The sequence below is a fragment of the Mesoflavibacter sp. CH_XMU1422-2 genome (assembly GCF_037029245.1).
Classification (GTDB): Bacteria; Bacteroidota; Bacteroidia; order Flavobacteriales; family Flavobacteriaceae; genus Mesoflavibacter; species Mesoflavibacter zeaxanthinifaciens.
Genome location: NZ_JAYMEE010000092.1, coordinates 371,542 through 395,979, shown reverse-complemented (window position 1 = coordinate 395,979; position 24,438 = coordinate 371,542). Strand labels below are relative to the sequence as shown.

Below are 24,438 nucleotides of genomic sequence, written 5' to 3'. Positions count from 1 at the left end.
TCCCTGATTGCTCAGTTGTTATTGTTTCGGGGTGCAAATATAAGACCCTTTTTCATTCCCACAACCCTTTTTTGAAACTTTTTTTGCTTTTTTTTTACTCTTGCTTTTTAACACCTTGTTTTCAGTGTTTTACAACTTAACTTTTTTTTATCTTTTTTTTAAATCTGTTTTTTCAACCTATAATAAACTTAATGCTCCTTTTAAATCTTGTAATGTTATATAGAGCATATATATTATTACTTATTTCTTATAAACATTTAAATAGTGTTTCAACTATATATACAATATAAATACTTCTTATAAATCTAAAACATTAATCAATTTATATCATACCAGGAAAAAAAGCACTAGCCTTAAAAATAATTAAGTTCTGTACTTAAAAGAATTCTACATAAAGAAATCCCATACCAACCCAAAACGAACAGCAAAATCTCGAAATGGTTGGTTTGGTGCTGAGTAATAATCATATCCTGTAAAAGCTGCATTGAAGTGCTCTGCCTTTAAAAAGATTCTTGTTTGACGAATTTTAGCATTAATGAAAAAGTCTAACCTAGGGAACCCACCATACTCTTGCTGATTTTGCGTATAAAATTCTGCCAACAAAGGATCATAACCATTCATATTATACTTAGTGAAATAATTAAATATCACACCTGTTTGAAGGAACATTGCTTTTTTAAACACGTGATTTGAATAGTACAATGTATTACGTGTTACTATTTGAGGTACATTTAATGTATTATTCTCATCGGAGACATTTTGATATAGTACCGTATTATCTAAAGCGAAGTTTTTATATCGTATTTCTTTTTGAAGTTTTGCTCTAAGATATGTAATTGTAGCACTATTTTGAAAAGGCTTTACATTATCATCTTCGTTTTTTGCAAAATACACATTGTCTGTTATGGTGTTAAAGTCTAATGATAGGTTTACGTATTTATCTGATTTAATGTCAAAAACTATTTGTTGTGTCTTTATATTGTTAAAATTATTTTTCCAGTTATAATTCACATAGTCACTTTGATACAATAAAGTATTAAAGTTTGGCACTACAGTATGATGATTAATTCCTACAGAAGCATCAAAGTTTTCACTTAACTTATAGCCTGCTTTTGCAGACAGATAATTAGAATCATAATCACCTACGATATTTAATTGTGCTTCTCCGGATAATAAGAAACCTTTATATTGTTTTTTATATTTTCCGCCAACACTTAATATGTCTCCTTTAATCCTATTAGGTATTGTCCCAGAATCTAAATACAATACTTTATTGTAACCATAATTATAATTATTATGACTTGCATTAAATTGTATGTTACCTATTGTTTTATTTGTATAATCTAGTCGCAATTGATTGTAAAAACGCTCATACTCATTTCTGTCTACTAGATTTGATGTCTTAAAAGCTTCTCCAAAAAAGTCATTACTACTACTTTGTTCAAACTTGTATATTTTATCCTCTAGCATCATTATATGACCTACTTGTAACTTATTGGTTTGTGTAGAATCGTTTTGTTTAATGATATCATATGTATGGTTAAGATAAAATCGTTTTCCTAAAAATAAACTTTCGGCATTTTCAAAATTTACTTCAAAAACACCTCTATCTAAGAAATCTTCATCTCCAGTTTCAAAAAACTCAATACTTTCATCTGTAATACCACCATTTTCTTCATTTAAAATATCTTGAGAGGTAAAGTGCATATTAGCTATATATCTATTATTTTTAGTCTTATAGCTTGCTGTCATCCTTAAGTTTCCTGTACTTGATAAAGAATTTTGATAAAACCCTAAAGATCGCATTCCTTTATATGCAATAGATAAGTTAAGCTGTTTTGATGTGTTTACCGTAAAAAAAGCATCTAATTGCTGACCTTGTGTAAAAGCTGTTTTGTAGTAAATCTCTGTTAAAGGCGTCGGGACGTGGTAATAATTTACATCTTCTGCGTCTAAATAATTAAAATGTTTTGCATTAGCGCCAAATTTGGGCAATAAATTATTATCACTAAAATTATGCGTTAAGCTATTATATGTTTGTCCAACATTGGCAAAAGGCATTAAACCAAAATCGTCGCGTCTTAAATAATTATATTTGTACTCTTTTTTTATGGATAAGGTTGTATCTAAATAAGTAGAGTCTCTTTCTGGAGTAATTATTAGATATTGTGTTATTTCTGTGTCTTCAAATTTGACTTTTTTCCATTTTTTCTCTCCTCCTTGACCAATAGAATCCATTAACTCTTGATCTTCTTTTGACACATCTGACTTTCCTCCAAGTTTTCTTTGAGCAAAACCAAATACTGTAAACATTATTAAAATTATACTGAAAATTATTTTTTTCATTAATTGCTGACTATTTTAGTCTTTTAATTTTTAAATTATCTAAGTGCCAAAAATAGCAAATATCTTTATGGTATTTGATTTTTAGTAAAGAAAGGCATAAATCTGTAATTTTTTAAACGTTTTATTATTCATTTTATTTAATGCTTAAACTAAATTTTTCTGGCTTTAACCTTGAATGTGGCACAGACGAAGCTGGTCGTGGTTGTCTTGCTGGTCCTGTTACTGCTGCTGCTGTTATATTAAAACCTGATTTTAAAAACTCTATTCTTAACGACTCTAAACAGATAAGCGAAAAAAAACGCGACATTTTAAGACCTGTTATAGAAAATGAAGCTTTATGTTTTGGCTTTTCTCATATCTATCCTGATGTAATTGACGAGATAAACATTTTAAATGCATCAATTTTAGCAATGCACAATTCTATTAAAACTTTAAAAAACACACCCAAATTCATCATAGTTGATGGCAACAAGTTTAAACCTTTTAAAGAAATACCGCATGAAACTATAATAAAAGGAGATGGTAAATTTTTAAGCATTGCTGCTGCTTCGGTTTTAGCAAAAACGTATAGAGATGAGTATATGAATGAAATCCATGAAGAATTCCCCATGTATAATTGGAAAAAAAACAAAGGTTACCCTACAAAAGAACATAGAGAAGCTATTAAGAAATATGGTATCACAAAATATCACAGGAAATCTTTTAGACTATTACCAGAACAATTGAAATTAGAACTGTAACTTTCTATCTTTGCATAAACCCTCATTATTCATATGAAACATTATTGGTATTACCTTTTTATAGCACTATTATTTTTTTCTTGTAATTCGGACACAAAAAAAGTTAAGGTTGTAGATTTTATTTCAGAAAATGCAGATATTGTTTTAACCATTAACAACCTACAAGGTTTTACAAATAACCTTAATAATAACGATCTTCTTTCTTCATTAAACAAAACTAAAAGCTATCAAAATACAGTAGCGCAGTTTGCCTTTATAAAAAACCTAAAAACAAAACATCCTATATATATAGGTATAGATTCTAAAAAAGAAACTGTTTTTAGTTTTACAACAAGATTATCAGATTCTATTTTTACTTTAGATAGTACAAAAAGAAAATCTTTACAATTAAAAGGGTTTTCTGCTGAAGAAATTTTAATAGACAGTTTAAAAATATATGTTACTAAAAAGGATAGTATATTAATAGGAAGTAATACCAAAACCGAATTAGAGCAAATCATAAACAGCAAGCAAAAACCTGAACACATTAAAAATTTAATTAATGTCCAGGATAAAAATGCTTCATTTTCTGTAATTGCAACAAACAATTCACCTGTAAAAAGTCTTTTTAAAAACGAAAAGATTACTTTTTCAAATTTCACTAATTCGTTAACTTTTGATGCAGATGTATCTCAAGACCAAATTATATTAAATGGTATTACAAAAGCAACAGATAGTAGTAACAGTTTAATTAATGTTTTTAAAAACACAATACCACAAACCAACCAACTTGCACAAATTGCACCATCTAACAGTAATGGTTTTTTAAGTTTGACCTATAACAACTACACTACGTTTAAAAAAAACCTAAATGCTTTTACTAAGAAAAATGACACTTTAGCAAATTCACTTTTAAAAAACAGTATTGAATTTGGAGAAGTTTATTTTGAATCAGGCAACTTATTTATCATAAACACCGAAGATATTATTGCTACAGAAGAAGCCTTAATAAGCGAACAACACCTTGTAGAAACTTACCGAAATGTAGATGTGTTTAATTTTAGTAATCCTGAAATTTTCAATAATACATTAGCACCATTTATAAATAAAGTTGAAGCTAATCATTATTGTGTGTTAGATCAATATGTAGTGTTTGCTAAAACTACCGAAGCTCTAGAAAATGTTATTGCTAATTATCAAAACCAAACCACATTTAGCCACCGCGATTATTACAAAACAGTAAAATCAAAAATTAGCAATGATGCTTCAATCTTACAAATTTTAACTCCAGAAAGTTTAGAAGCAACAGTTAAACACAACTTAGATTCAGAAGAAGATTTAAACCTAAAGGGTTATAAAACTTCTGCTATACAATTTATATACGATCGCGATTTTGCACATTTCAATGCTATTTTCAAAAAAGCAAAACAAAGCTATAGAGACAATATTATTTCTGAAGTTTTCAATATAAAAATTGAAAATGACGTACTTAACACGCCGCAATTTGTTACTAATCATACAAACAATCAAAAAGAAATTATAGTACAAGACATTACTAACAAGTTGTATTTAATTTCTAATAACGGAAAAATCTTATGGACCAAACAACTAGACGGTCCAATTTTAGGTGAAGTCAACCAAATAGACATGTACAAAAACAGCAGGTTACAATTAGCTTTTGCAACTCCGCATCGTGTGTATGTATTAGACAGAAATGGTAAAGACGTAGATCCTTTTCCTCTTAAATTTAATGATGAAATCACACAACCGTTAGCTGTTTTTGATTATGATAAAAGACATAAATACAGATTGTTTGTCACTCAAGGTAAAAACGTATTATTATACGATGCAAAAGGAAAAACGGTAAAAGGTTTTGAATTTGAATCTGCCAAAGACTTAATTAATACACCTCCAAAACATATAAGAATTGGCTCTAAAGACTATATTGTTGTAAAAACAGATAATCATTTACATATCTTATCAAGACGCGGTAAAACAAGAGTCAATGTAAAACAACAGTTAAATTACTCTAATCAACCAGTTTTTGAATTTAATAACGGATTTATAACAACAACAAACAACGGAAAATTAGCTACAATTGACCAAAACGGGAATGTAAACGTTGCTAATACCAATCTAAAAGAAAAACATCAACTAGTTACAACTACAAAAACATTGGTGTCTCAATCAGAAAACATACTTAATATTAAAGACAAAACGCTTAATTTAGATTTAGCAAATTACACGGCGCCAAAGTTATTTTATATCAATAATAAGATATACGTTTCGGTAACAGATGTTCAAAATCAAAAAATTCTTCTTTATGATAGTAATGCTGAAATGATTGAAAACTTCCCGGTTTATGGCACATCAAGCATTGACCTAAACAATATTGACACAGACAATAAATTAGAATTTGTTACTAAAGGAGAAAGCAACAATATTTTAGTTTACAAAATTAACTAATAGCACTAATGATAAACAGAAACAAAGCCAGCATACTTAAATGTATAATACATAAAGTTGGCAATAAACATAACGATACAAAAAATGCATTTTCTGAAAACGAATTACAGTTTGACGAAGAAAGCTACGAGCTAATGTTACCTTTTTTACTAAGACCTTTTACTAGCTTAGTACAAAGTCACAGATTTAATCATCACGCCAATATCGAGTTAAATGAAATTAACGCCTACTCTAAAGAAATTTTTAGTGATGATAATGCATTAGTAGAAACTTCAAAAAACATAGTAAAACATTTATATGAGCAATCTACAAGTGCACAAATTAAAACAGGAGATGTTATTGTAGCTTATTTTGATGGTATAGAATATAATGAAATGGTCATTGATGCAGTTGGTATTTTTAAAATTGAAAATAAGAGCAATTTCTTTCAAACCTATTTAGAAAATAATAGCTACGATGTTATTGTTCAAAAAGGAATCAATGCCAAAAAACTAGACAAAGGTTGTTTAATTTTAAACACAGGTGATGCCGAAGGTAAAGTAGTACTTACCGTAGACAACAATAACTACGATGCAGCTTACTGGACAGACAAGTTTTTAAACATTAAATACGCAGACGATTATAATAGTCATACCCAAAACTATTTAGAATTATGTAAAGAGTTTTCTACAGAAGTTATAAAAACTAGTTACGGATCTAAAGAAAGAAATGACTTTTTAGCCAAAACCATAGACTTTTTTAAAGAAAATGAAATTATAAATGTAGAGCGTTTTAAAGAAGAAATCTTTGAAGAAGACAAACACATAGACTTATTTGAAAGCTATAAAAAAGATTTTGAAGCCGAACAAAACATAATTATCAGAAATCAATTTGATGTTTCTGAAAAAGTATTAACCAAAGAAAAAAAGAAAATAAAAACCGATATAAAATTAGATACGCATATTCAAATAAAACTTGATATTGACGCACCAGATGCTGCTAGCGAACATCTAGAACGCGGTTACGACGAGGACAAAAAAATGCATTACTATAAAGTATATTTTAATGCAGAAGATTAAAAACAAAAAAGCGATTTGAAATTTCAAATCGCTTTTTTTTATACTGTCGCTGTTACAAATTCAGCTTCAAAAAGAGTTTTAAAATGATTAAGCAGTTTTTCTTTTACTTCAGCTTCATCTACTTCCTTTACACCTAACTCTACATTTAAAGAAGTTACTGCTTTTCCTCTTATGCCGCAAGGAATAATATTATCAAAGTAGCCTAAGTTTGCATTCACGTTAAGTGCAAAACCATGCATAGTTACCCATCTACTAGCACGTACGCCCATAGCACAAATCTTACGTGCAAACGGTGTACCAACATCTAACCAAACTCCTGTTTCGCCTTCACTACGGGTAGCATCTAAACCGTATTCTTTTAAAGTTAAAATAATAACCTCTTCAAGAAAACGTAAATACTTATGGATGTCTGTAAAAAAATTGTCTAAATCCAATATAGGATAACCAACAATTTGTCCTGGTCCATGATAAGTTATATCTCCGCCTCTATTTATTTTATAAAATGTAGCACCTTTTTCTTCTAACTGTTTTTCATCTAAAAGTAAATTAGACATATCGCCACTTTTACCTAAAGTATATACATGCGGATGCTCTACAAAAAGAAAATAGTTTGGAGTTTCTAAACCTGCATCTTCTCTTCTATTTTTAATTTTTATATCAAGGATTTCTTTAAATAAAGTTTCTTGGTAATCCCAAGTATCTTTATAGTCTTTAAATCCTAAATCTTCTATTATTATTTGTTTATTCAATGTATTAATCTTCTAAAATTACTTCCAAATTTAAAGCTTCTGGATCTGTTACATAAGTTGCAAAAGGAAATTCTACCATTATAGTTTTTCTATCTGCACTAAACATAGCGTTATCATTATTTACAGATTTTACTGGTCTAGGAAAATGATAATTTAATTTATACGTAGAAGACCCAAACATAGCCATCATATCTTTAATACTGTCTGCTCCTTTTTGATGAGCTTCTGGATCCAGAATTTTTACAGTTCTTGTAAATGTTTTTCCGTCAAAATTATAGTCTAGTTTTGTAGCTGTATTATCTAATTGACTAAAAGGATTTGACGGATCATTAATTGGTTGCTTCTTACCCTTTTTATTACCTTCTAACTCACTAAAAGTATTCATAGCTTCAAACATATTTTGCATTTCAGAAGCATTATTAAATTCTGTAAACAACTCAAATGTCATTTGTTCTGTTTCAGGATTCATAACCATATGCATACTAAAGTTTTCTAGCTTTTTAAATTTCGCTTGTTCTTCAGCTGGTAATTTAGATATACTATCTCTTTTTTCGTCAAACAATTCTTTAAAACTAAAGGTAGAATCTATAGCTTTTTCGCCATCTTCTTTAATTTTATCTCCTGCCATTTGCATTAATTGAGAGCCATCAAAAGAGAAAGAAATTTTACCTGATCCGTCTTCGTTGATGTAAACATCTTCAGAAAAGTTACAACTGGTTAAAAACAGAGTCATAAGACCAAAAACTAGAGTAAAAAATTTGTTCATTATAATTATTGATTAAGTTGGTTAAAGTACAAAGATACGATTTATCTGTTAGGATTGTTTACAATTATCAAAGCCGCTATAGTACCAGGTATCCAACCCAAACACCATAATATAAATACGATTAGAATTGATCCGCATCCTTTATCTAAAACGGATAAAGGTGGAAAGAAAATGCATAACAATACGCGCCAAAAAGACATAATAATTTGATTTTTAATGATTGATGATTACATATAAGACGTTTACAAAAGTCATTTGTTACAAAAAATAATCCTTATTTTAATTCAATTCTAGAGGCTGCATTACGTAAAAAAATAGTTTTAATTCCTCTGTTAATATCTTATCTTTGCCAGCTAAAATTATATTCAAAATAAACATGTCACAATTATCTGAGCAAGAACTTGTAAGAAGAGAAAAACTAGGTAAATTAAGAGAACTTGGTATTAACCCTTATCCTGCGGATTTATTTCCTGTAACCGAAAACTCTAAACAAATAAAATCTGAATTTGAAGAAGGTAAAAAGGTAGTTATTGCTGGTCGTTTAATGAGTCGTCGTATTCAAGGAAATGCTAGTTTTGCCGAACTACAAGATAGCGAAGGTCGTATTCAGGTTTATTTTAATAGAGACGAAATTTGTACTGGTGAAGACAAAACAAAATACAATACTGTTTACAAAAAATTACTTGACATAGGTGATTTTATTGGTATTGAAGGCGAATTATTTACAACTAAAGTTGGCGAAAAAACAGTTTTAGTAAAAGACTTTACCTTATTAAGTAAAGCATTAAAACCTTTACCATTACCAAAAGTAGATGCTGAAGGTAATATTCACGATAAATTTGACGATCCAGAATTACGTTACCGCCAACGTTATGCAGATTTAGTGGTTAACCCAAAAGTTAAAGACGTATTTGTAAAACGTACTAAGTTATTTAACGCCATGCGTCAATTTTTTAATAACTCTGGTTATTTTGAAGTTGAAACACCAATCTTACAACCAATACCTGGTGGCGCTGCTGCAAGACCATTTATAACGCATCATAACAGCTTAGACATTCCTTTATATATGAGAATTGCTAACGAGTTATACTTAAAACGATTAATCGTTGGTGGTTTTGAAGGTGTTTATGAGTTTTCTAAAAACTTCCGTAACGAAGGTATGGATCGCACACACAATCCAGAATTTACCGCTATGGAAATTTACGTGGCTTACAAAGACTATAACTGGATGATGGAATTTTGCGAGCAATTATTAGAACATTGTGCAACAGCTGTCAACGGAACTACAAAAGCCACCTTTGGAGAACACGAAATAGATTTTAAAGCGCCATACGCAAGAGTGACTATGGCAGATTCTATAAAACATTTTACTGGTTTTGATATTACTGGTAAAACAGAAGCAGAAATAAGACAGGCTGCAAAAGATATGGGTATTGAAGTTGATGAAACCATGGGTAAAGGAAAGTTAATTGACGAAATTTTTGGAGAAAAATGTGAAGGCAATTACATCCAACCAACATTTATCACAGATTATCCAAAAGAAATGAGTCCTTTGTGTAAAGAACACCGTGATAATCCTGAGTTAACAGAACGTTTTGAACTTATGGTTTGTGGTAAAGAAATAGCAAATGCATATTCAGAGCTTAACGATCCTATTGATCAAAAAGAACGTTTTGAACACCAATTAAAATTAGCCGAAAAAGGAGACGACGAAGCTACCGAGTTTATAGACTACGACTTTTTACGTGCTTTAGAATATGGTATGCCGCCTACATCTGGTATGGGAATTGGTATGGATAGACTAATTATGTTTTTAACCAATAACCAATCTATACAAGAAGTATTGTTTTTCCCTCAAATGAAACCTGAGAAAAAAGCAATACCAATGTCTGATGAAGAAAAAGCAGTGTTTACAATCTTGAAAACAAATAATCCAATAGACCTTAACGAACTTAAATCTCAATCTGGATTAAGTAATAAAAAATGGGACAAAACCATAAAAGGCTTAACCAAATTAGGTGTTGCAAAAGTTAACAAAACAGATGATGGTTTATTTGTAGAAATGGCTTAACTGTCATTCCTGCGCAGGCAGGAATCTATAATGATAAAAAAAAAAGGAATTACAGAAATGTAGTTCCTTTTTTTGTTAATTAATTCACAAAAATAAAATACTATTAAACCATTTAACTTTTTAAAGGTCAAAGTAGTAAATAACTTAAAAAACAAAACAGATGAAAAAATTAGCAATACTAGCTTTAGCATTAATCACATTTCAAGCTAATGCACAAGACAAAAAAGAAGTAAAAAAAGAACGTAAAGAAAAAATGATGCAGTTAGAACCTCAAGAAATAGCTGAGCTTCAAACTAAAAAAATGACTTTACATTTAGATCTTACCGAAGCACAGCAAAAAAAGGTAATGGCGCTTAATTTAGAGCAAGCTAAACAACGTAAAGCTGTTATGGAAAAACGTAAAGAAGCTAAAGAAAAAGGTAAAAAACCAACAAAAGAAGAACGCCTAGCTTTTGAGAACAAAAAATTAGATGCTCAAATTGAAAATAAAAAACAAATGAAAAGGATCTTAAATGAAGAACAATACAAAAAATGGGAAACCATGTTAGAGGAAAAAGCTAGAATGAAAAACAGAATGAAAAGAGGGAAACGTATGGAAGAGAAAAAAATGCATAAAGAGCTATCAAAAGATTAACACAATCTTAATTACTTAGTATTTTAATCACTTTAAAAGATAAAAAGCATTGATTTGTCTAATCAATGCTTTTTTATTTGTAATTATTAATCAAAAAGCGTTACTTTGAGATACAATTAATTAACTATTACTACAATGAAAAAATTATTTACTCTTTGTTTATTTGTTTTTGGACTTTTATTAACTACTCAATCAGTTAATGCACAACAAAAGTTTAGCACAGAAGTTAACCAAAAAGCTTATCAAAAAGCTGTAGAATATGGTAGACACTTAAAAGCAGACCAAGAAACACAAGAAGCTATGTACACTGCTTTTCAAGAATATTATGACAAAACAAATACATTAAACAAAACTCAAAAAATTGGTTCTAGCGGATATACTGATCTAGAAACAAAAATCAACAAACGTTTACTTACTTCTTTAGAGAGCGTTTTAAATGAAGAACAATTTGGGAAATATTTAGAATTAACAGACCAAATCAAAGACGAGTAATAATTATCATATTTATTATAAAAAAAAAATCCGATTGAAATTTTCAATCGGATTTTTTTATTTCAAAACATACTTATTTATCTAACTAAATATAGTATTACAAGCAGCTATAGTCTTATCTAAATCTTCGTAAGTTAAAGCATCGTTTAAAAACCAACTTTCAAATGCGCTTGGTGCTATATAAATACCTTGGTTTAACATACCGTGAAAAAACGTTTTAAATGTTTCATTATTTCCTTTTGCAGATGTTTCAAAATCTACAACTTCATCTTCACAAAAATGTACCGAAATCATAGAACCTACTCTATTTATAGTATAAGTTACATTGTGTTTGTCTAAAACTTCTACTAAACCTTTATGCAAGTATTCTGTTTTTTTAGATAAACTCTCAAAAACATTTCCACTATTTAGTTCTGTAAGCATGGCTAAACCTGCAGCCATAGCTAAAGGATTTCCGCTTAAGGTTCCTGCTTGATACACTGGTCCTAAAGGCGCAAGATGATTCATTATTTCGTTTCTTGCTGCAAATGCACCAACTGGCAATCCACCACCAATTACTTTTCCGAAGCAAACAATATCTGCCTTAATACCAAGTAATTCTTGCGCACCACCTTTTGCTAATCTAAAGCCTGTCATAACTTCATCAAATACTAACAAAATATTATTATCGTCACACAAAGCTCTAAGTTCTTCTAAAAAACCTGGTTTTGGAGGTATACAACCCATATTTCCTGCAACTGGTTCTAGAATTATACAGGCTATTTCATCTTTATTAGCCTCTATTAAAGATTTTACATTATCTAGATCGTTATATTTTGCTAACAAAGTATCTTTTGCTGTTCCTTGAGTAACTCCTGGACTATTTGGTGTACCAAAAGTAACTGCACCACTTCCTGCTTGTATTAAAAAGGAATCTGAATGTCCATGGTAACAACCAGCAAATTTGATTATTTTTTCTCTTTTGGTATAGCCTCTAGCTAGTCTAACAGCACTCATACATGCTTCTGTACCAGAGTTTACAAATCTAATTTTATCAATATTAGGCACCATTGACACAGCTAATTCTGCTATTTTAGTTTCAATTTCTGTAGGTGTCCCAAAAGATGTTCCTTTTTTAGCTTTATCTATTATTGCGCTAACTACAGGCTCATGTGCGTGACCTAAAATCATTGGTCCCCAAGATGCTATGTAATCTATTAATTGGTTTCCATCTTCGTCGTATAGATATGCTCCTTTGGCTTCTTTAACAAAAATTGGTGTTCCGCCTACAGCTTTAAATGCTCTAACAGGACTATTAACGCCTCCAGGAATTACTTTTTCTGCTTCAGCAAATAAGGCACTACTTCTTTTATAAATCATGTATTAAAAATCTTTTGGAATTGGTTTTACAAATAAAACTTGACCAACGTGTAAATCGTTACTTTGTAAACCATTTAACGATTTTAACTGGTCTACTGTTATATTATATTTTTTTGAAATGGCATAAAGTGTATCGCCTTTTACGACAACATGTTTATCATTGTTAACGGTTTGCTTTCCTAAAACTTCAGCATCAAATCTATGTAATTGATAACGTTCTATCAAGCTTATTAATTTATCAGGGTACTTTCTATCTGTAGCATAACCGGCTTTTCTAAGCTCTATTGCCCAATTTTTATAATCGTCTTTTTCTAGTGTAAAAAGTTTTGAATAACGTTTTCTTTCTTTTAAGAATAAAGAATGATCTCTGAAAGAGTATTTTGAGTTTTTATATTTTCTGAAACACTCTTGAGATGCATCATCATCATGATATATTTTAGCTCCTGTCCAACCATGACATTTAATACCAAAATGATTATTAGCTTCAACTGAAAGTCTTCCTTGCCCAGAAGCAGATTCTAAAATACCTTGCGCTAAAGTGATACTTGCTGGTATGCCGTAATTACGCATTTCTTCTTGAGCTATATCGCTGTAAACAGCTATGTATTCTTCAGTTTTATTTGCAAAAACCTTAGGTGTAGTTTTTGGCGTTACCTCAACAACAATCTCTTTTGTGTCTTCTTTAGGAGTTGTTTTTGGTGTTGTTTTTATAACAACTCTTGGTTTTGCTTTAGTTTTTCTAGTTGTTACTTTTCTAGAACTACCACAACTTACTATTAATATTGAAAGCAGTAAAAGCGTAAATATTTTCTTCATTAACCTATATAATTAACGGTTTATTTTGTTTTTTTAGTTTAGCATTCATTCCATCTATTCCTTGTAATCCTCCGGTATGAATTGCTAAGATTTTTGAGTTTGGTTTAAAATACCCTTTTTTGATTAAATCAAAGATACCAAACATCATTTTTCCTGTATAAATTGGATCTAACGGAATTTCAGTTTCTGCTTTAAACTTATTGATAAACGCAATTAAATTGTCATTTATTTTTCCGTAGCCTCCAAAATGGTAATCTGTGATCAATTCCCAGTTTGTACTTCTGGCAAATTTACTAATATCTTTATTTAAAAAGTCACCTTTTAATGATGAAAACCCTAAAACTTTTTGGTTAGATTTTGATGCATTTATTAACCCTGAAATTGTACCACCAGTTCCTACTGCACAACAGATATAATCAAATTTAGAATCTTCCTCTGTTAAAATTTCTTCGCAACCTTTGACAGCTAAATCATTAGTTCCGCCTTCTGGTACTAAATAAAAATCTCCAAATTCTTCTTTTAATTTTGAAATGAAATTAGGGCTAGTCTTATCTCTATAAGCTTCTCTACTCTTAAATTTAAAAATCATCCCACAAGATTTTGCAAAACTTAAAGTCGGATTAGTATTAATTTTATCATAAAGTTCTTCTCCTCTTATAACACCAATAGTTTCTAATCCAACCTCTTTTCCTGCTGCAGCTACAGCAGAAATATGATTAGAAAATGCACCTCCAAAAGTAAGTAAGGTATTTTTTTGCTGTTTTTGAGCCAAAATAATATTGTATTTCAGTTTTCTAAACTTGTTTCCTGAGACAAAAGGATGTATTAAATCCTCTCTTTTGACTGAAAGCTCAATATTTTTATTAAAATCAATTTTAAGACTTTGGTTTGTCGTTTCAATTTTGGAATTAAACACACTTATTTTTTTTGCAAAATTATAAATTAAAAAAATCAATTAAAAACAATGATAAATAAATGTAAAACAAACACTTAAATATGAATATTTATTCATTTACAACATAAATAAGTATTTTCTTACAATACTTAAATCTACATCAAATAAGAATAAAATCAGGCAATTTAAGTGTTGAACAATTTAAAATAACTTGCATTTCATCGAAAAAAATTACCGTTTAAAATCTACACGTTAAGAAAGGGTTAACTTTAGTAGTTAGCAAATTTTAAAATCCCAAAAAAATGAAAAAGAATTACATTATTAATACCAACTTATTTATATTATTCATATTATTTTTTAACTACGGCTATTCACAAGTTGGTGTAGGCACAACTTCTCCTAGAGGAGCTTTAGATGTTGCTTCCACTACTCAAGGTATAGTATTTCCAAATGTTGCTCTTGTAAATATTACAACAGAAACAGCTATTAATCCTCAAGGAGGATCAATTCCAACAGGAACCGTAGTCTATAATACAGCAACATCGGGCACATCGCCAAACAATGTCGCACCTGGTCTTTATTATTGGAACGGAACAAGATGGGTTGCTTTTGCTGGTTCACCTGGAGGATTAGATTGGTCATTAACAGGTAATAGTGGAACAACAGCAGGTACAAACTTTTTAGGAACTACTGATGCTCAAGACTTAAGATTTCACACAAATGGTATTGAAGCAATGAGAATAGGTGCCTCTCAAAGAATAGGTGTTAACGTTGCAGATATAACATGGGCTCAGTTTATTTCTTATTCTACTACAAATACAATTGATGCTCTAGTTGGTTATTCTGCTGTTGATGGTGGCACTGGTATTTACGCAAGATCACAAGGAGCTAACGGAACAGGTATTTATGCAAGCAATGATAATCAAAATGGATGGGGAGCATATGGTTACAATTCTAGCTCTATTTCTGGCGTAGGTACAGTAGGTCAATCTAATGGTACTACTGGTACAGGAGTAGTAGGATTAGCAGATGGTTCTTTTTATTCAACACTTACAGGACACTCTCAAGGTATTGCAGGAACAGGATCTGTTGGTGTTTATGGCATGTCTACAGGTACTGTTGGAGCCCAAAGATATGGTGGTTATTTTAGTTATGACATGGACAATGATTTATCTACCAATGATACAAACTCTCCATTAGCCATATTAGCTGGAAGAAGTGATGATTATTTAACTTCGCAAGTTTATTTTGGTGGATATTTTTCAGGTGGACAGGACACAAGTGCTAATAATCCAAATACTGCTCCTGACACAAATGGAAATGGTAACACTGGAGATTTTGCCTATGTTGGTGCTAGATGGGGAACCACAAACTACAAAATTTTAGGTAATGGTGTCGTATCTACAATAATAGATGGTGTTGAAGATAATAAAAAACACATAATGTTTGCTCCTGAAGCACCAGAAATTTTATTTCAAGATTATGGTACAGGAAAATTAAATAATGGAACAGCAACAATAAATATTGATCCTATACTTTCTAAAAACATTGTTGTTAATGAAGATCATCCTCTTAAAGTATTTATTCAGTTGGAAGGCGATTGCAATGGTGTTTATGTCACTAATAAATCAGCTGAAAGTTTCACTGTTAAAGAACTTCAAGGCGGCTCAAGTAACGTAGGATTTAGCTATCAAATTGTAGCCACAAGAGTTGACAGAGTTGATAATGAAGGAAATGTTTTATCTAAAAACGCTAATGTGAGATTACCTGTAGCACCAAAACCTCTTGATAGAATTGAAATTAAAAAAATTGAATCTAAAATTTTTAAAGAAAAAAAAGTAAAAAGAGAATAATTAAATAAATTTTAAAAAACTCCAAAGCGACCTAGATTTTAAATAATTTAGGTCGTTTTCATTTTTATAAGCTTCTCTTTCAAAAGAAATATTTAAATAAGCTCTATACCAATTCTTAAACTTTATTAATCGTAATAAAAACTCAATAAAATACCACAAATAAAAACCAATCACTAACAATTCTAATTGCTGTCTTAAATGTATTTTTTCATGATTAATTAAAATCATGTCATCTTTTTGTCTTTTATGCTTTAACATTATAAATGGATAAATAGTTATAGCCGTATAACCTTTTGGTACCAAATATTTAAAAACTAAAAGCATAAGGTTTTTGATATAAAAGTAGTAGTAAAATTACATTATCTTTGTAAATATGAAGAAAATCATTCCTGTAGAAGAAGGTGATTATTATCTAACACCAGAAGGTTACCGTTGTTTTACAGCGCAATATCACCTTAAACGTGGTTATTGCTGCCAAAGCGGTTGCAGACATTGTCCTTATGGGTATGATAAATCAACCAATACATTAAAAAAAAAGTAATGCAAGCAACAAGTATATCATTTAAAGAACAAATTTTAGAAGGAATTCCAAATGAATTACCTCAACCAAAACCGTTTGATCATTCTTTAAATCATGCACCAAAAAGAAAAGACATTTTAAATGTCGAAGAAAAAAAATTAGCATTAAAAAATGCGCTTCGTTATTTTGATAAAAAACATCATGCAACGTTACTTCCAGAGTTTAAAAACGAATTAGACACCTACGGAAGAATCTATATGTATCGCTTACGTCCTGATTACAAAATGTATGCAAGACCAATAGAAGAATACCCTGCAAAATCTAGACAAGCAGCTGCAATCATGTTAATGATTCAAAACAATTTAGATTATGCTGTTGCACAACATCCGCACGAGCTAATAACTTATGGCGGAAATGGTGCAGTTTTTTCAAATTGGGCACAGTATAGATTAACCATGAAATATTTAGCCGAAATGACCGATGAACAAACCTTGGTTATGTACTCTGGTCATCCAATGGGCTTATTCCCTAGTCACAAAGAAGCACCTCGTGTTGTAGTCACTAACGGAATGATGATTCCTAACTATTCAAAACCTGATGACTGGGAAAAATTTAATGCACTAGGCGTAACACAATATGGTCAAATGACTGCTGGTAGTTATATGTACATTGGTCCGCAAGGTATTGTTCACGGCACAACTATTACAGTACTTAACGGATTTAGAAAAATTAAAAAACAACCTAAAGGAAATCTATTTGTAACTTCTGGATTAGGCGGAATGTCTGGCGCACAACCAAAAGCAGGTAATATTGCTGGTTGTATTACGGTTTGCGCAGAAGTCAACCCAAAAATCACACAAGTACGATTAGACCAAGGTTGGATAGACGAAAAAATTACAGATGTAAATGAATTAGTTACTCGTGTTAAAAAAGCAAAAGCAGAAAAAGAAACAATTTCTATAGCCTATTTAGGAAATGTGGTTGACGTTTGGGAAACTTTTGATAAAGAAAACATACATATAGATTTAGGTAGTGATCAAACCTCATTACATAATCCTTGGGCTGGTGGTTATTATCCTGCTGGATTATCTTTTGAAGATGCCAACACAATGATGGCTAATCAACCAGATTTATTTAAAGAAAAAGTACAAGAATCTTTACGTAGACAGGCTAAAGCAATAAATAAACATACCGCAAAAGGCACGTACTTTTTTGATTACGGTAATGCCTTTTTATTAGAAGCATCTCGTGCTGGAGCAGATGTAATGGCTACAAACGTCACTTTAGGTAGAGAGTTTAAATATCCAAGTTACGTGCAAGATATTATGGGACCAATGTGTTTTGATTATGGTTTTGGTCCATTTAGATGGGTTTGCGCTTCTGGAAAACCTGAAGATTTAGCTAAAACAGATGAAATTGCTTGTCAAGTTTTAGAAGAAATTATGCAGCATTCTCCAGAAGAAATCCAGCAACAAATGGCTGATAATATTCAGTGGATAAAAGGTGCTCAAGAAAACAAACTAGTTGTTGGTTCTCAAGCTCGAATCTTATATGCAGATGCTGAAGGACGTATGAAAATAGCCGAAGCCTTTAATCAAGCTATAAAAAATAATGAAATTGGACCTGTTATATTAGGTAGAGACCATCATGATGTATCAGGTACAGATAGTCCTTATCGCGAAACTTCAAACATTTATGATGGTTCTCGTTTTACAGCAGATATGGCTATACACAATGTAATTGGCGATAGCTTTAGAGGCGCTACTTGGGTTAGTATTCACAACGGTGGTGGCGTTGGTTGGGGCGAAGTTATAAATGGCGGATTTGGTATGGTTCTTGATGGTACTAAAGAAGCATCAACCCGATTAAAACAAATGTTATTTTGGGATGTTAATAACGGAATTGCAAGACGTAGTTGGGCAAGAAATGACGAGGCTATTTTTGCCATTAAACGCGCCATGCAAACCGAGCCTAACTTAAAAGTAACATTACCAAATATTGTGGATGATGATTTATTGAATTCAATTTAAAACATATAACGCTATGAAAACAATCATTAAACTTTTACCAATTGCTCTAATTGCTATGGTTATTACATCTTGTAGCTCGGTTAGAGTTGCTGCAGATTATGATAGAGATGTAGATTTTAACCAATACAAAACGTTTGCTTTCTTCAAATCTGGTATAGATAAAGCTGAAATAAGCGACCTTGATAAAAAACGTATCTTACGTGCAATAGAAGCAGAGTTATTAGCAAAAGGATACACAAAATCAGAAAATCCTGATATGCTAGTTAGCATTTTTACCAAATCTAATCAACGTGTTGATGTTTATAATAACTCTTGGGGCTTTGGTGCTTGGGGATGGGGCGCACCTGGATGGGGATGGGGCTGGAATATGCAACCTAATGTTTCTACCAGAACACAAGGTGTTTTATTTGTAGACCTTATAGACGCTAAGAAAAAAGAATTAGTCTGGCAAGGACAAGGTACAGGTTACTTAAGTTCTAATATGGAAAAGAAAGAACAAAGAATAAAAGAATTTGTTGCAAAAATCATGGAGAAATATCCTCCTGGTAGCATGCAATAAGAATAAAAAAGGCGACTAATTAAATAGTCGCCTTTTTGTATTTTAAGGGTAATATTCTTTAGCGTGACCATTATCTACTAACCATTGATTAACTTCTAATCCATCTTCTAAAATAATATTTGCTAAATAACGACCATATTTACCTTGTTTATCTTTGTAAGAACGTATTGTTACTTCTTTCCCTAATATCATTTCTCTTAGTATATCTCTAACAACAATACCTTGCTCTCTTTCTTCTCCTCTAATCTCTGGAGTATCAATACCGTAAAGACGTAATTTCATTTCTTGAAAATGTAAAAAACCTAAATCTACCATTGCAGTTACAGTATCTCCATCATAAACGTCTATAATTTTGGCTTTATAATTGTACATATCTAATTGTTTAATAGCTTTTTAAATATATAAAAACTAAATTAAATGCGGTCAAGCTGACTATTATATGCATTAAAAAACCCTTAAAACTTAAGTTTTAAGGGTTAGATTTATAACTTAATAAAGCCTTTATGATTAATCTTTATTTTGTTTGAAGTTATCAAACTCGCTTGTTTGCTCTTCTTTTGGCCAAGTGTTGTTTGATGTGTCAACGTCTGCAGTTTCTAGTTTTGGATCTACTGTAATTTTTACAATTTCTTTTTCAGAAGCTACAGCTTTACTTACTTCTTTATCGTTAAGTCTCCAGATTTGCGCTGGGTAAGTTTCTGTTTTTGATGTTCCGTCTGCATAAGTATACTCTACAATTATTGGCATTACCAATCCTCCTGGTTTTTCAAAAGTCACATTATAAAAATACTTCGGCTCTTTTAATTGCTTTTGTTCTGCAGGAGTAAAGTTATCCATAATGTATTCTTTTAGTGATTGAGAACCTTCCATTAAGCTTTTTGCTTTCATGTCTTCTTTGTAATCTTCACTTCCTTCTTCTACCATGTAAACTAATGGTGGTAAATCGCTTAAACTCATACCACGCGCTTTAACCATGTCTTTGATTTGCTGTGTTGGTTCATTAGATACATAAAACTTTTTAACATCTTTAATTGCTATATCTACATAATCTGTTGTATAAAACCATCCTCTCCAAAACCAATCTAAATCTACAGCAGAAGCATCTTCCATTGTTCTAAAGAAATCCTCTGGAGTTGGGTGTTTAAACATCCATCTTTGTGCATATGTTCTAAAAGAGTAATCAAATAATTCGCGTCCCATAATTGTTTCACGTAAAATATTTAACGCTGTAGCTGGTTTTCCGTAAGCATTATTACCAAACTGATATGTATTTAAACCTTTTGTCATAATTGGTGCTATGTAATCTTGATCACCACCCATGTAATTAACAATTTTTTCTGCAGGACCACGTCGTGAAGGATACTTGTCCATACCTGGAGATAAAGAAGACGGATACCACTCTGCAAAATCTTGTTCTGCTACGTATTGAGAAAATGTATTTAAACCTTCATCCATCCATGTCCATTGACGCTCGTCACTATTAACAATCATTGGGAAGAAGTTGTGTCCAACCTCATGAATAATTACACTTATCATTCCGTATTTTACACGATCGCTATAATTACCATCTGCATCTGGTCTTCCATAGTTCCAGCAAATCATTGGGTATTCCATTCCTTGATTTTTAGCATGAACTGAAATTGCTTTATGATATGGGTAATCAAAAGTCATACGTGAATACGTTTTTAAAGTACTTGCTACTGCTTTTGTAGACCATTCTTCCCACAAAGGATTTCCTTCTTTAGGATATAATGATACTGCCATTACATCTTTATCTCCTATTTTAACAGCCATCATATCCCAGATATAGCGTCTTGATGTTGTAAATGCAAAATCACGAACATTTTCAGCATATAGCTTCCATGTTTTTTTCTTTGTTGCTTTTGTTTTTTCTGCTGCTCTTGCTTCTTCTTCTGTTACGATTAAAACAGGCTCTTCATAAGATTTTTTTGCTTTCTCATAACGTTTCATCATTTCTTTAGAAAAAACATCTTTACGGTTAGTTAATTTACCTGTACCATCTAACATATGATCTTCTGGCACTGTAATGTTAACCTCAAAATTACCAAATGGTAGTGCAAACTCATCACGTCCCCAAAATTGAGAGTTTTGCCATCCTTCTACATCATTATAAACTGCCATACGAGGATAAAATTGAGCTATAACGTATGCTCTATTATCGTCTTCTTCAAAGTATTCGTAACCAGAACGACCTCTTCCTTCTACGTGATTATTAATATTATACCACCACTTAATTTTAAAAGTAAATTGGTCTCCAGATTTTAATACTGAAGGCATCTCTACTCTCATCATTGTACGATTAATCATGTGTGGTAAAGCATTACCTTTTTCATCTTTTACATATTCTATGTTAAAGCCTCCATCAAAACCTTCTGTCATATAGCTATTAGCAAAAGATGATGTTTGTTGTGCTGGTGCTATACCGCTTCCTTGGATTAAAGGTGTTTTAGAGTCTTTAGCTCTCATATTTTGGTCTAATTGCACCCATAAATACTCTAGGTTGTCTGGTGAGTTGTTAGTGTACGTAATTGTTTCTTCACCGTAAATTCTAGCGTTAACATCGTCTAACTCGATGTCCATTTTATAGTCTGCTTGTTGTTGGTAATAAGCAGGACCTGGTGCACCAGACGCTGTTCTAAACATGTTTGGTGTAGAAAACTCGTCGTATAATTGCTTAAACTTGTTGTTGTTAGTATGACCTGGTTGTCTTTCTTTTTTGTCTTCAGCTTGGTCTTGCGCAAATACACTTGCTGAAACAAATAAAGCTGAAAGGAATAAATACTTTAGTTTTTTCATTTTTAGAATTAGTTATAAAGGATGTGAATTTAACAAAATTTAACGTTGCTATAAAGGCTTTACTAAAAGTTTAACAAACCTTTATCGTTCTGTGCAGTTAATACCACGGTTTTATTTTTGTTATTAATGTTGGTTCTTATAACGTTTTTTTGATCTTCAAACATATCAAACAAAACTTTATTTTTAATTTGAAAAGTATAAATTGATTTTATGTTTTCTATCTCTAGGTAACAATGCATAATACCATCATCATATTTTTTGCCTATAAAATTTGGTATTACCTCTTGGTTATTTATTGATATTTCAATCTTTGTTAAAAGGTATTTTTTTATATAATCGTCTATTTGTGTTTCGTCATCACCTCTATCTAAAGTTATATTTTCGTCGTATCTTTTTCTTAATACACTTTCAAAATCATCAATAAATATTCTAGAAATTATTTGTACTGATTGTTGCTCTTCAACAAACTCTATTTGTGTAATACTTACATAATATTTGTGTAGTGTATTAAAAGAGCATAAAAAGAAAATTGCTATTACAGATATTAGTTTAATTGATTTCATTTAAGTGTATTATTTAGAGTCACAAATCTAATGGTTAGTAACCAAAAACCATTCTAATTAATTATCATTTTGTATTTGACTTACATTTTTAATAAACTCATTATACTTATCTGTAAAAAATTGTAATGCTTCTAAGTTACTTTTTGTACATCTTGGTCTAAAGTTTGGATCTTCTTGACAATAGTAAAAAAACTCGTCTTTTTTGTCTTCTGGTAAGGGATTTTGGGTAAAAAAATCTTCGATTAAATCATTTTTTAATCTAGCTAATAACGCGTCATTACTTTCTAATCTTACACGTTCTTTTAACATTTTTGTGCGACCTGTAATAGTGTTTAAAAACTTATTAAAGTTAACAGCAGCACCTAAGCCTATTGCAAACATTTTTTCGTTTCCGCCTGCTTCATTAAGTCGGTTTTCGTTTTGGGTTAATGGTTTTCCTTTGTAACCAGGTATACCTACATCATAAAAGTTAATATCTGCTTTTGCTGTTGAGGAAGAAACATCTTTATTTAAATCTCCAGAAAGTTGTTTGGTTAAAAAAACTTCATCCAGATCATTAGTAAATAATTCTAATTTTGCGTTTAAAGTTTTTGTCTTAATATTTTCTTCTGATACAACTTTAACTAAGACTTGATATTGGACACCTGAAAAAACAATAGTATCATTTTGCTTTGCCTTGATTTTAAAAACTCCTAAACTATCTGTTGTAGCATTTGTTAAAGAAGTTTTATTTAGAACATGAATATTTTCTAAATCATCATCTGCAACTATTTGCCCTTTTATTGTAACCGTTTGAGATATTGAAAATTGTACAATAAAAGCTAATAAAATAAAAAGCTGACTACTCTTTTTCAACTGGATTCTCACTTAAAAATTTTTTGCTCCTTTTGTTTAAATCCTCTATTAGTTGCATCTCATTACCTTTTTCTAGAAGAGATACATCAAAATCATTATTTTGCACAAATGCTATAAAAGCTTCTACTTGTTCTTCTGGTATGTTAAAATTTTTAGTGTAATAATCATGTTGGTATTTATCTGCTAAAGTCTGGGTTGGTATTTTCTCTGTTTCTGTATTAGTATTTTTAGATTTCTTTTTTGGTTTAAAAATTAAATTTACCAAACCTTCAACAATTGCAACACCGTTAGCTTGATAACGTATACGATCATTTTGATTCATCGCTGCATAATTTTCTACCTTACTATATTGATCATCAGAAAACTCGTAAACAGAAATATCATCTACTCCAAAATAAATAGCATCCATATCTGGATTAAACACCTCTACACTTTCAATATCTTCTTTTAAAACACCAGTTAAATCGTATGGTAATATCACAACTTCGTCTAACTTATTAACTCGTTCTACTAAAAAAACAGTCATTTGTTTATTTTTAATAATAGATTCTGTTACAGTTAAACTAAAGTCTTTAAACTGAAGCGCAGACACCTCTACCTTATCATTAAGCATAACTTGCAAGGTAAACTCACCTTTTTCATCTGTAATTGTTCCTTTATTAGAAGATATATTAAAAACGGTAACACCTTCTACATCTGGTGTATTTACAATAATTTTACCTTTTACAGTAACTCTTGTTGAATCTTGAGCTAAAGAAAAAATAGTGAAGAAGAATAAAGATAAGGATAGAAAATATTTCATAACGGTTGATTTTACTGTAAATTAAGCATTTTTACTCTTAATTTAATTCTAATTAGGCACTAAACTTT

23 protein-coding genes are annotated in these 24,438 nt (G+C 30.8%); 10 read left to right on the top strand and 13 right to left on the bottom strand.

The window, feature by feature from the left end:
• Nucleotides 1-387: 387 nt before the first annotated feature.
• Nucleotides 388-2,346 carry a putative porin gene (locus WA340_RS14745; RefSeq protein WP_336129636.1) on the bottom strand — a complete coding sequence of 653 codons (1,959 nt, stop codon included), beginning with the start codon at nucleotides 2,344-2,346 and terminating at the stop codon, nucleotides 388-390.
• 140 nt (nucleotides 2,347-2,486) lie between these two features.
• On the opposite strand from WA340_RS14745, the gene WA340_RS14740 reads away from it, so the two are divergent.
• Genes WA340_RS14740 through WA340_RS14730 form a run of 3 tightly spaced genes read left to right on the top strand, consistent with a single transcriptional unit; the run spans nucleotide 2,487 to nucleotide 6,589 of the window.
• Nucleotides 2,487-3,086, top strand: a complete 600-nt coding sequence (locus tag WA340_RS14740) for a ribonuclease HII (RefSeq protein WP_336129635.1) — start codon at nucleotides 2,487-2,489, stop codon at nucleotides 3,084-3,086.
• Nucleotides 3,087-3,119: 33 nt separating this feature from the next.
• Nucleotides 3,120-5,531 carry a DUF3352 domain-containing protein gene (locus tag WA340_RS14735; RefSeq protein WP_336129634.1) on the top strand — a complete coding sequence of 804 codons (2,412 nt, stop codon included), beginning with the start codon at nucleotides 3,120-3,122 and terminating at the stop codon, nucleotides 5,529-5,531.
• Nucleotides 5,532-5,539: 8 nt separating this feature from the next.
• Nucleotides 5,540-6,589: a nucleoid-associated protein gene (locus WA340_RS14730; RefSeq protein WP_027881142.1), complete on the top strand. Its 1,050-nt coding sequence runs from the start codon at nucleotides 5,540-5,542 to the stop codon at nucleotides 6,587-6,589.
• Nucleotides 6,590-6,627: 38 nt separating this feature from the next.
• Here the strand turns inward: WA340_RS14730 and lipB are convergent, their stop codons facing one another.
• From lipB to WA340_RS14715, 3 genes are read right to left on the bottom strand one after another with little or no spacing between them, the layout of a single operon-like run.
• Nucleotides 6,628-7,338, bottom strand: a complete 711-nt coding sequence (gene lipB, locus WA340_RS14725) for a lipoyl(octanoyl) transferase LipB (protein WP_027881141.1) — start codon at nucleotides 7,336-7,338, stop codon at nucleotides 6,628-6,630.
• Nucleotides 7,339-7,342: 4 nt separating this feature from the next.
• The gene (locus WA340_RS14720; RefSeq protein WP_036227664.1) at nucleotides 7,343-8,104 is read right to left on the bottom strand and encodes a hypothetical protein; all 762 of its coding nucleotides are present in this window, start codon (nucleotides 8,102-8,104) and stop codon (nucleotides 7,343-7,345) included.
• 41 nt (nucleotides 8,105-8,145) lie between these two features.
• Nucleotides 8,146-8,304 (bottom strand): YqaE/Pmp3 family membrane protein, encoded by a 159-nt coding sequence (locus WA340_RS14715; RefSeq protein WP_081653219.1) that lies wholly within the window; start codon nucleotides 8,302-8,304, stop codon nucleotides 8,146-8,148.
• Between the two features lie 176 nt (nucleotides 8,305-8,480).
• Here WA340_RS14715 and lysS point away from each other — a divergent pair, with 176 nt between their 5' ends.
• The 3 genes from lysS to WA340_RS14700 all read left to right on the top strand — a co-directional run bounded on the left by lysS (nucleotide 8,481) and on the right by WA340_RS14700 (nucleotide 11,301).
• Entirely contained in the window at nucleotides 8,481-10,175 is a 1,695-nt protein-coding gene (gene lysS, locus WA340_RS14710) for a lysine--tRNA ligase (protein ID WP_336129633.1), read from the top strand.
• 160 nt (nucleotides 10,176-10,335) lie between these two features.
• Nucleotides 10,336-10,809: a hypothetical protein gene (locus WA340_RS14705; RefSeq protein ID WP_223077371.1), complete on the top strand. Its 474-nt coding sequence runs from the start codon at nucleotides 10,336-10,338 to the stop codon at nucleotides 10,807-10,809.
• A gap of 135 nt (nucleotides 10,810-10,944) precedes the next feature.
• Nucleotides 10,945-11,301 carry a hypothetical protein gene (locus tag WA340_RS14700; RefSeq protein WP_027881136.1) on the top strand — a complete coding sequence of 119 codons (357 nt, stop codon included), beginning with the start codon at nucleotides 10,945-10,947 and terminating at the stop codon, nucleotides 11,299-11,301.
• A gap of 81 nt (nucleotides 11,302-11,382) precedes the next feature.
• Here WA340_RS14700 and hemL read toward each other — a convergent pair whose 3' ends face one another.
• The 3 genes from hemL to WA340_RS14685 are packed head-to-tail and all read right to left on the bottom strand — an operon-like array spanning nucleotide 11,383 to nucleotide 14,392.
• Complete coding sequence (hemL, locus tag WA340_RS14695; protein ID WP_336129632.1) at nucleotides 11,383-12,660, bottom strand: glutamate-1-semialdehyde 2,1-aminomutase; 1,278 nt, start codon at nucleotides 12,658-12,660, stop codon at nucleotides 11,383-11,385.
• Nucleotides 12,661-12,663: 3 nt separating this feature from the next.
• On the bottom strand, nucleotides 12,664-13,476 hold the full coding sequence (locus WA340_RS14690; RefSeq protein ID WP_336129631.1) for a glucosaminidase domain-containing protein: 813 nt from the start codon (nucleotides 13,474-13,476) through the stop codon (nucleotides 12,664-12,666).
• Nucleotides 13,477-13,480: 4 nt separating this feature from the next.
• Nucleotides 13,481-14,392 carry a 1-aminocyclopropane-1-carboxylate deaminase/D-cysteine desulfhydrase gene (locus WA340_RS14685; RefSeq protein WP_336129630.1) on the bottom strand — a complete coding sequence of 304 codons (912 nt, stop codon included), beginning with the start codon at nucleotides 14,390-14,392 and terminating at the stop codon, nucleotides 13,481-13,483.
• 281 nt (nucleotides 14,393-14,673) lie between these two features.
• On the opposite strand from WA340_RS14685, the gene WA340_RS14680 reads away from it, so the two are divergent.
• The gene (locus WA340_RS14680; RefSeq protein ID WP_336129629.1) at nucleotides 14,674-16,224 is read left to right on the top strand and encodes a hypothetical protein; all 1,551 of its coding nucleotides are present in this window, start codon (nucleotides 14,674-14,676) and stop codon (nucleotides 16,222-16,224) included.
• Here WA340_RS14680 and WA340_RS14675 read toward each other — a convergent pair whose 3' ends face one another.
• On the bottom strand, nucleotides 16,225-16,548 hold the full coding sequence (locus WA340_RS14675) for a hypothetical protein (protein ID WP_336129628.1): 324 nt from the start codon (nucleotides 16,546-16,548) through the stop codon (nucleotides 16,225-16,227). It abuts the gene before it with no gap.
• A 49-nt stretch (nucleotides 16,549-16,597) separates the two neighbouring features.
• Between WA340_RS14675 and WA340_RS14670 the strand changes: the two genes are divergently transcribed.
• Genes WA340_RS14670 through WA340_RS14660 form a run of 3 tightly spaced genes read left to right on the top strand, consistent with a single transcriptional unit; the run spans nucleotide 16,598 to nucleotide 19,333 of the window.
• Nucleotides 16,598-16,765, top strand: a complete 168-nt coding sequence (locus tag WA340_RS14670) for a DUF5522 domain-containing protein (RefSeq protein WP_162138988.1) — start codon at nucleotides 16,598-16,600, stop codon at nucleotides 16,763-16,765.
• A 14-nt stretch (nucleotides 16,766-16,779) separates the two neighbouring features.
• On the top strand, nucleotides 16,780-18,774 hold the full coding sequence (locus WA340_RS14665; RefSeq protein ID WP_223078020.1) for a urocanate hydratase: 1,995 nt from the start codon (nucleotides 16,780-16,782) through the stop codon (nucleotides 18,772-18,774).
• Between the two features lie 13 nt (nucleotides 18,775-18,787).
• Nucleotides 18,788-19,333 (top strand): DUF4136 domain-containing protein, encoded by a 546-nt coding sequence (locus tag WA340_RS14660; RefSeq protein ID WP_223077378.1) that lies wholly within the window; start codon nucleotides 18,788-18,790, stop codon nucleotides 19,331-19,333.
• A 42-nt stretch (nucleotides 19,334-19,375) separates the two neighbouring features.
• On the opposite strand, the gene WA340_RS14655 is transcribed toward WA340_RS14660, so the two are convergent.
• The 5 genes from WA340_RS14655 to WA340_RS14635 all read right to left on the bottom strand — a co-directional run bounded on the left by WA340_RS14655 (nucleotide 19,376) and on the right by WA340_RS14635 (nucleotide 24,370).
• A complete protein-coding gene (locus WA340_RS14655; RefSeq protein ID WP_336129627.1) occupies nucleotides 19,376-19,705 on the bottom strand; it encodes a thermonuclease family protein in 330 nt (109 codons plus the stop codon).
• Between the two features lie 135 nt (nucleotides 19,706-19,840).
• Nucleotides 19,841-22,150, bottom strand: a complete 2,310-nt coding sequence (locus WA340_RS14650; RefSeq protein ID WP_027881127.1) for a M1 family metallopeptidase — start codon at nucleotides 22,148-22,150, stop codon at nucleotides 19,841-19,843.
• A gap of 62 nt (nucleotides 22,151-22,212) precedes the next feature.
• The gene (locus WA340_RS14645) at nucleotides 22,213-22,713 is read right to left on the bottom strand and encodes a DUF6702 family protein (RefSeq protein ID WP_336129626.1); all 501 of its coding nucleotides are present in this window, start codon (nucleotides 22,711-22,713) and stop codon (nucleotides 22,213-22,215) included.
• 57 nt (nucleotides 22,714-22,770) lie between these two features.
• Complete coding sequence (locus WA340_RS14640; RefSeq protein WP_336129625.1) at nucleotides 22,771-23,580, bottom strand: hypothetical protein; 810 nt, start codon at nucleotides 23,578-23,580, stop codon at nucleotides 22,771-22,773.
• Nucleotides 23,555-24,370 carry a carboxypeptidase-like regulatory domain-containing protein gene (locus WA340_RS14635; RefSeq protein ID WP_336129624.1) on the bottom strand — a complete coding sequence of 272 codons (816 nt, stop codon included), beginning with the start codon at nucleotides 24,368-24,370 and terminating at the stop codon, nucleotides 23,555-23,557. Before WA340_RS14635 ends, WA340_RS14640 begins: the two co-directional genes overlap by 26 nt.
• Nucleotides 24,371-24,438: the final 68 nt, after the last annotated feature.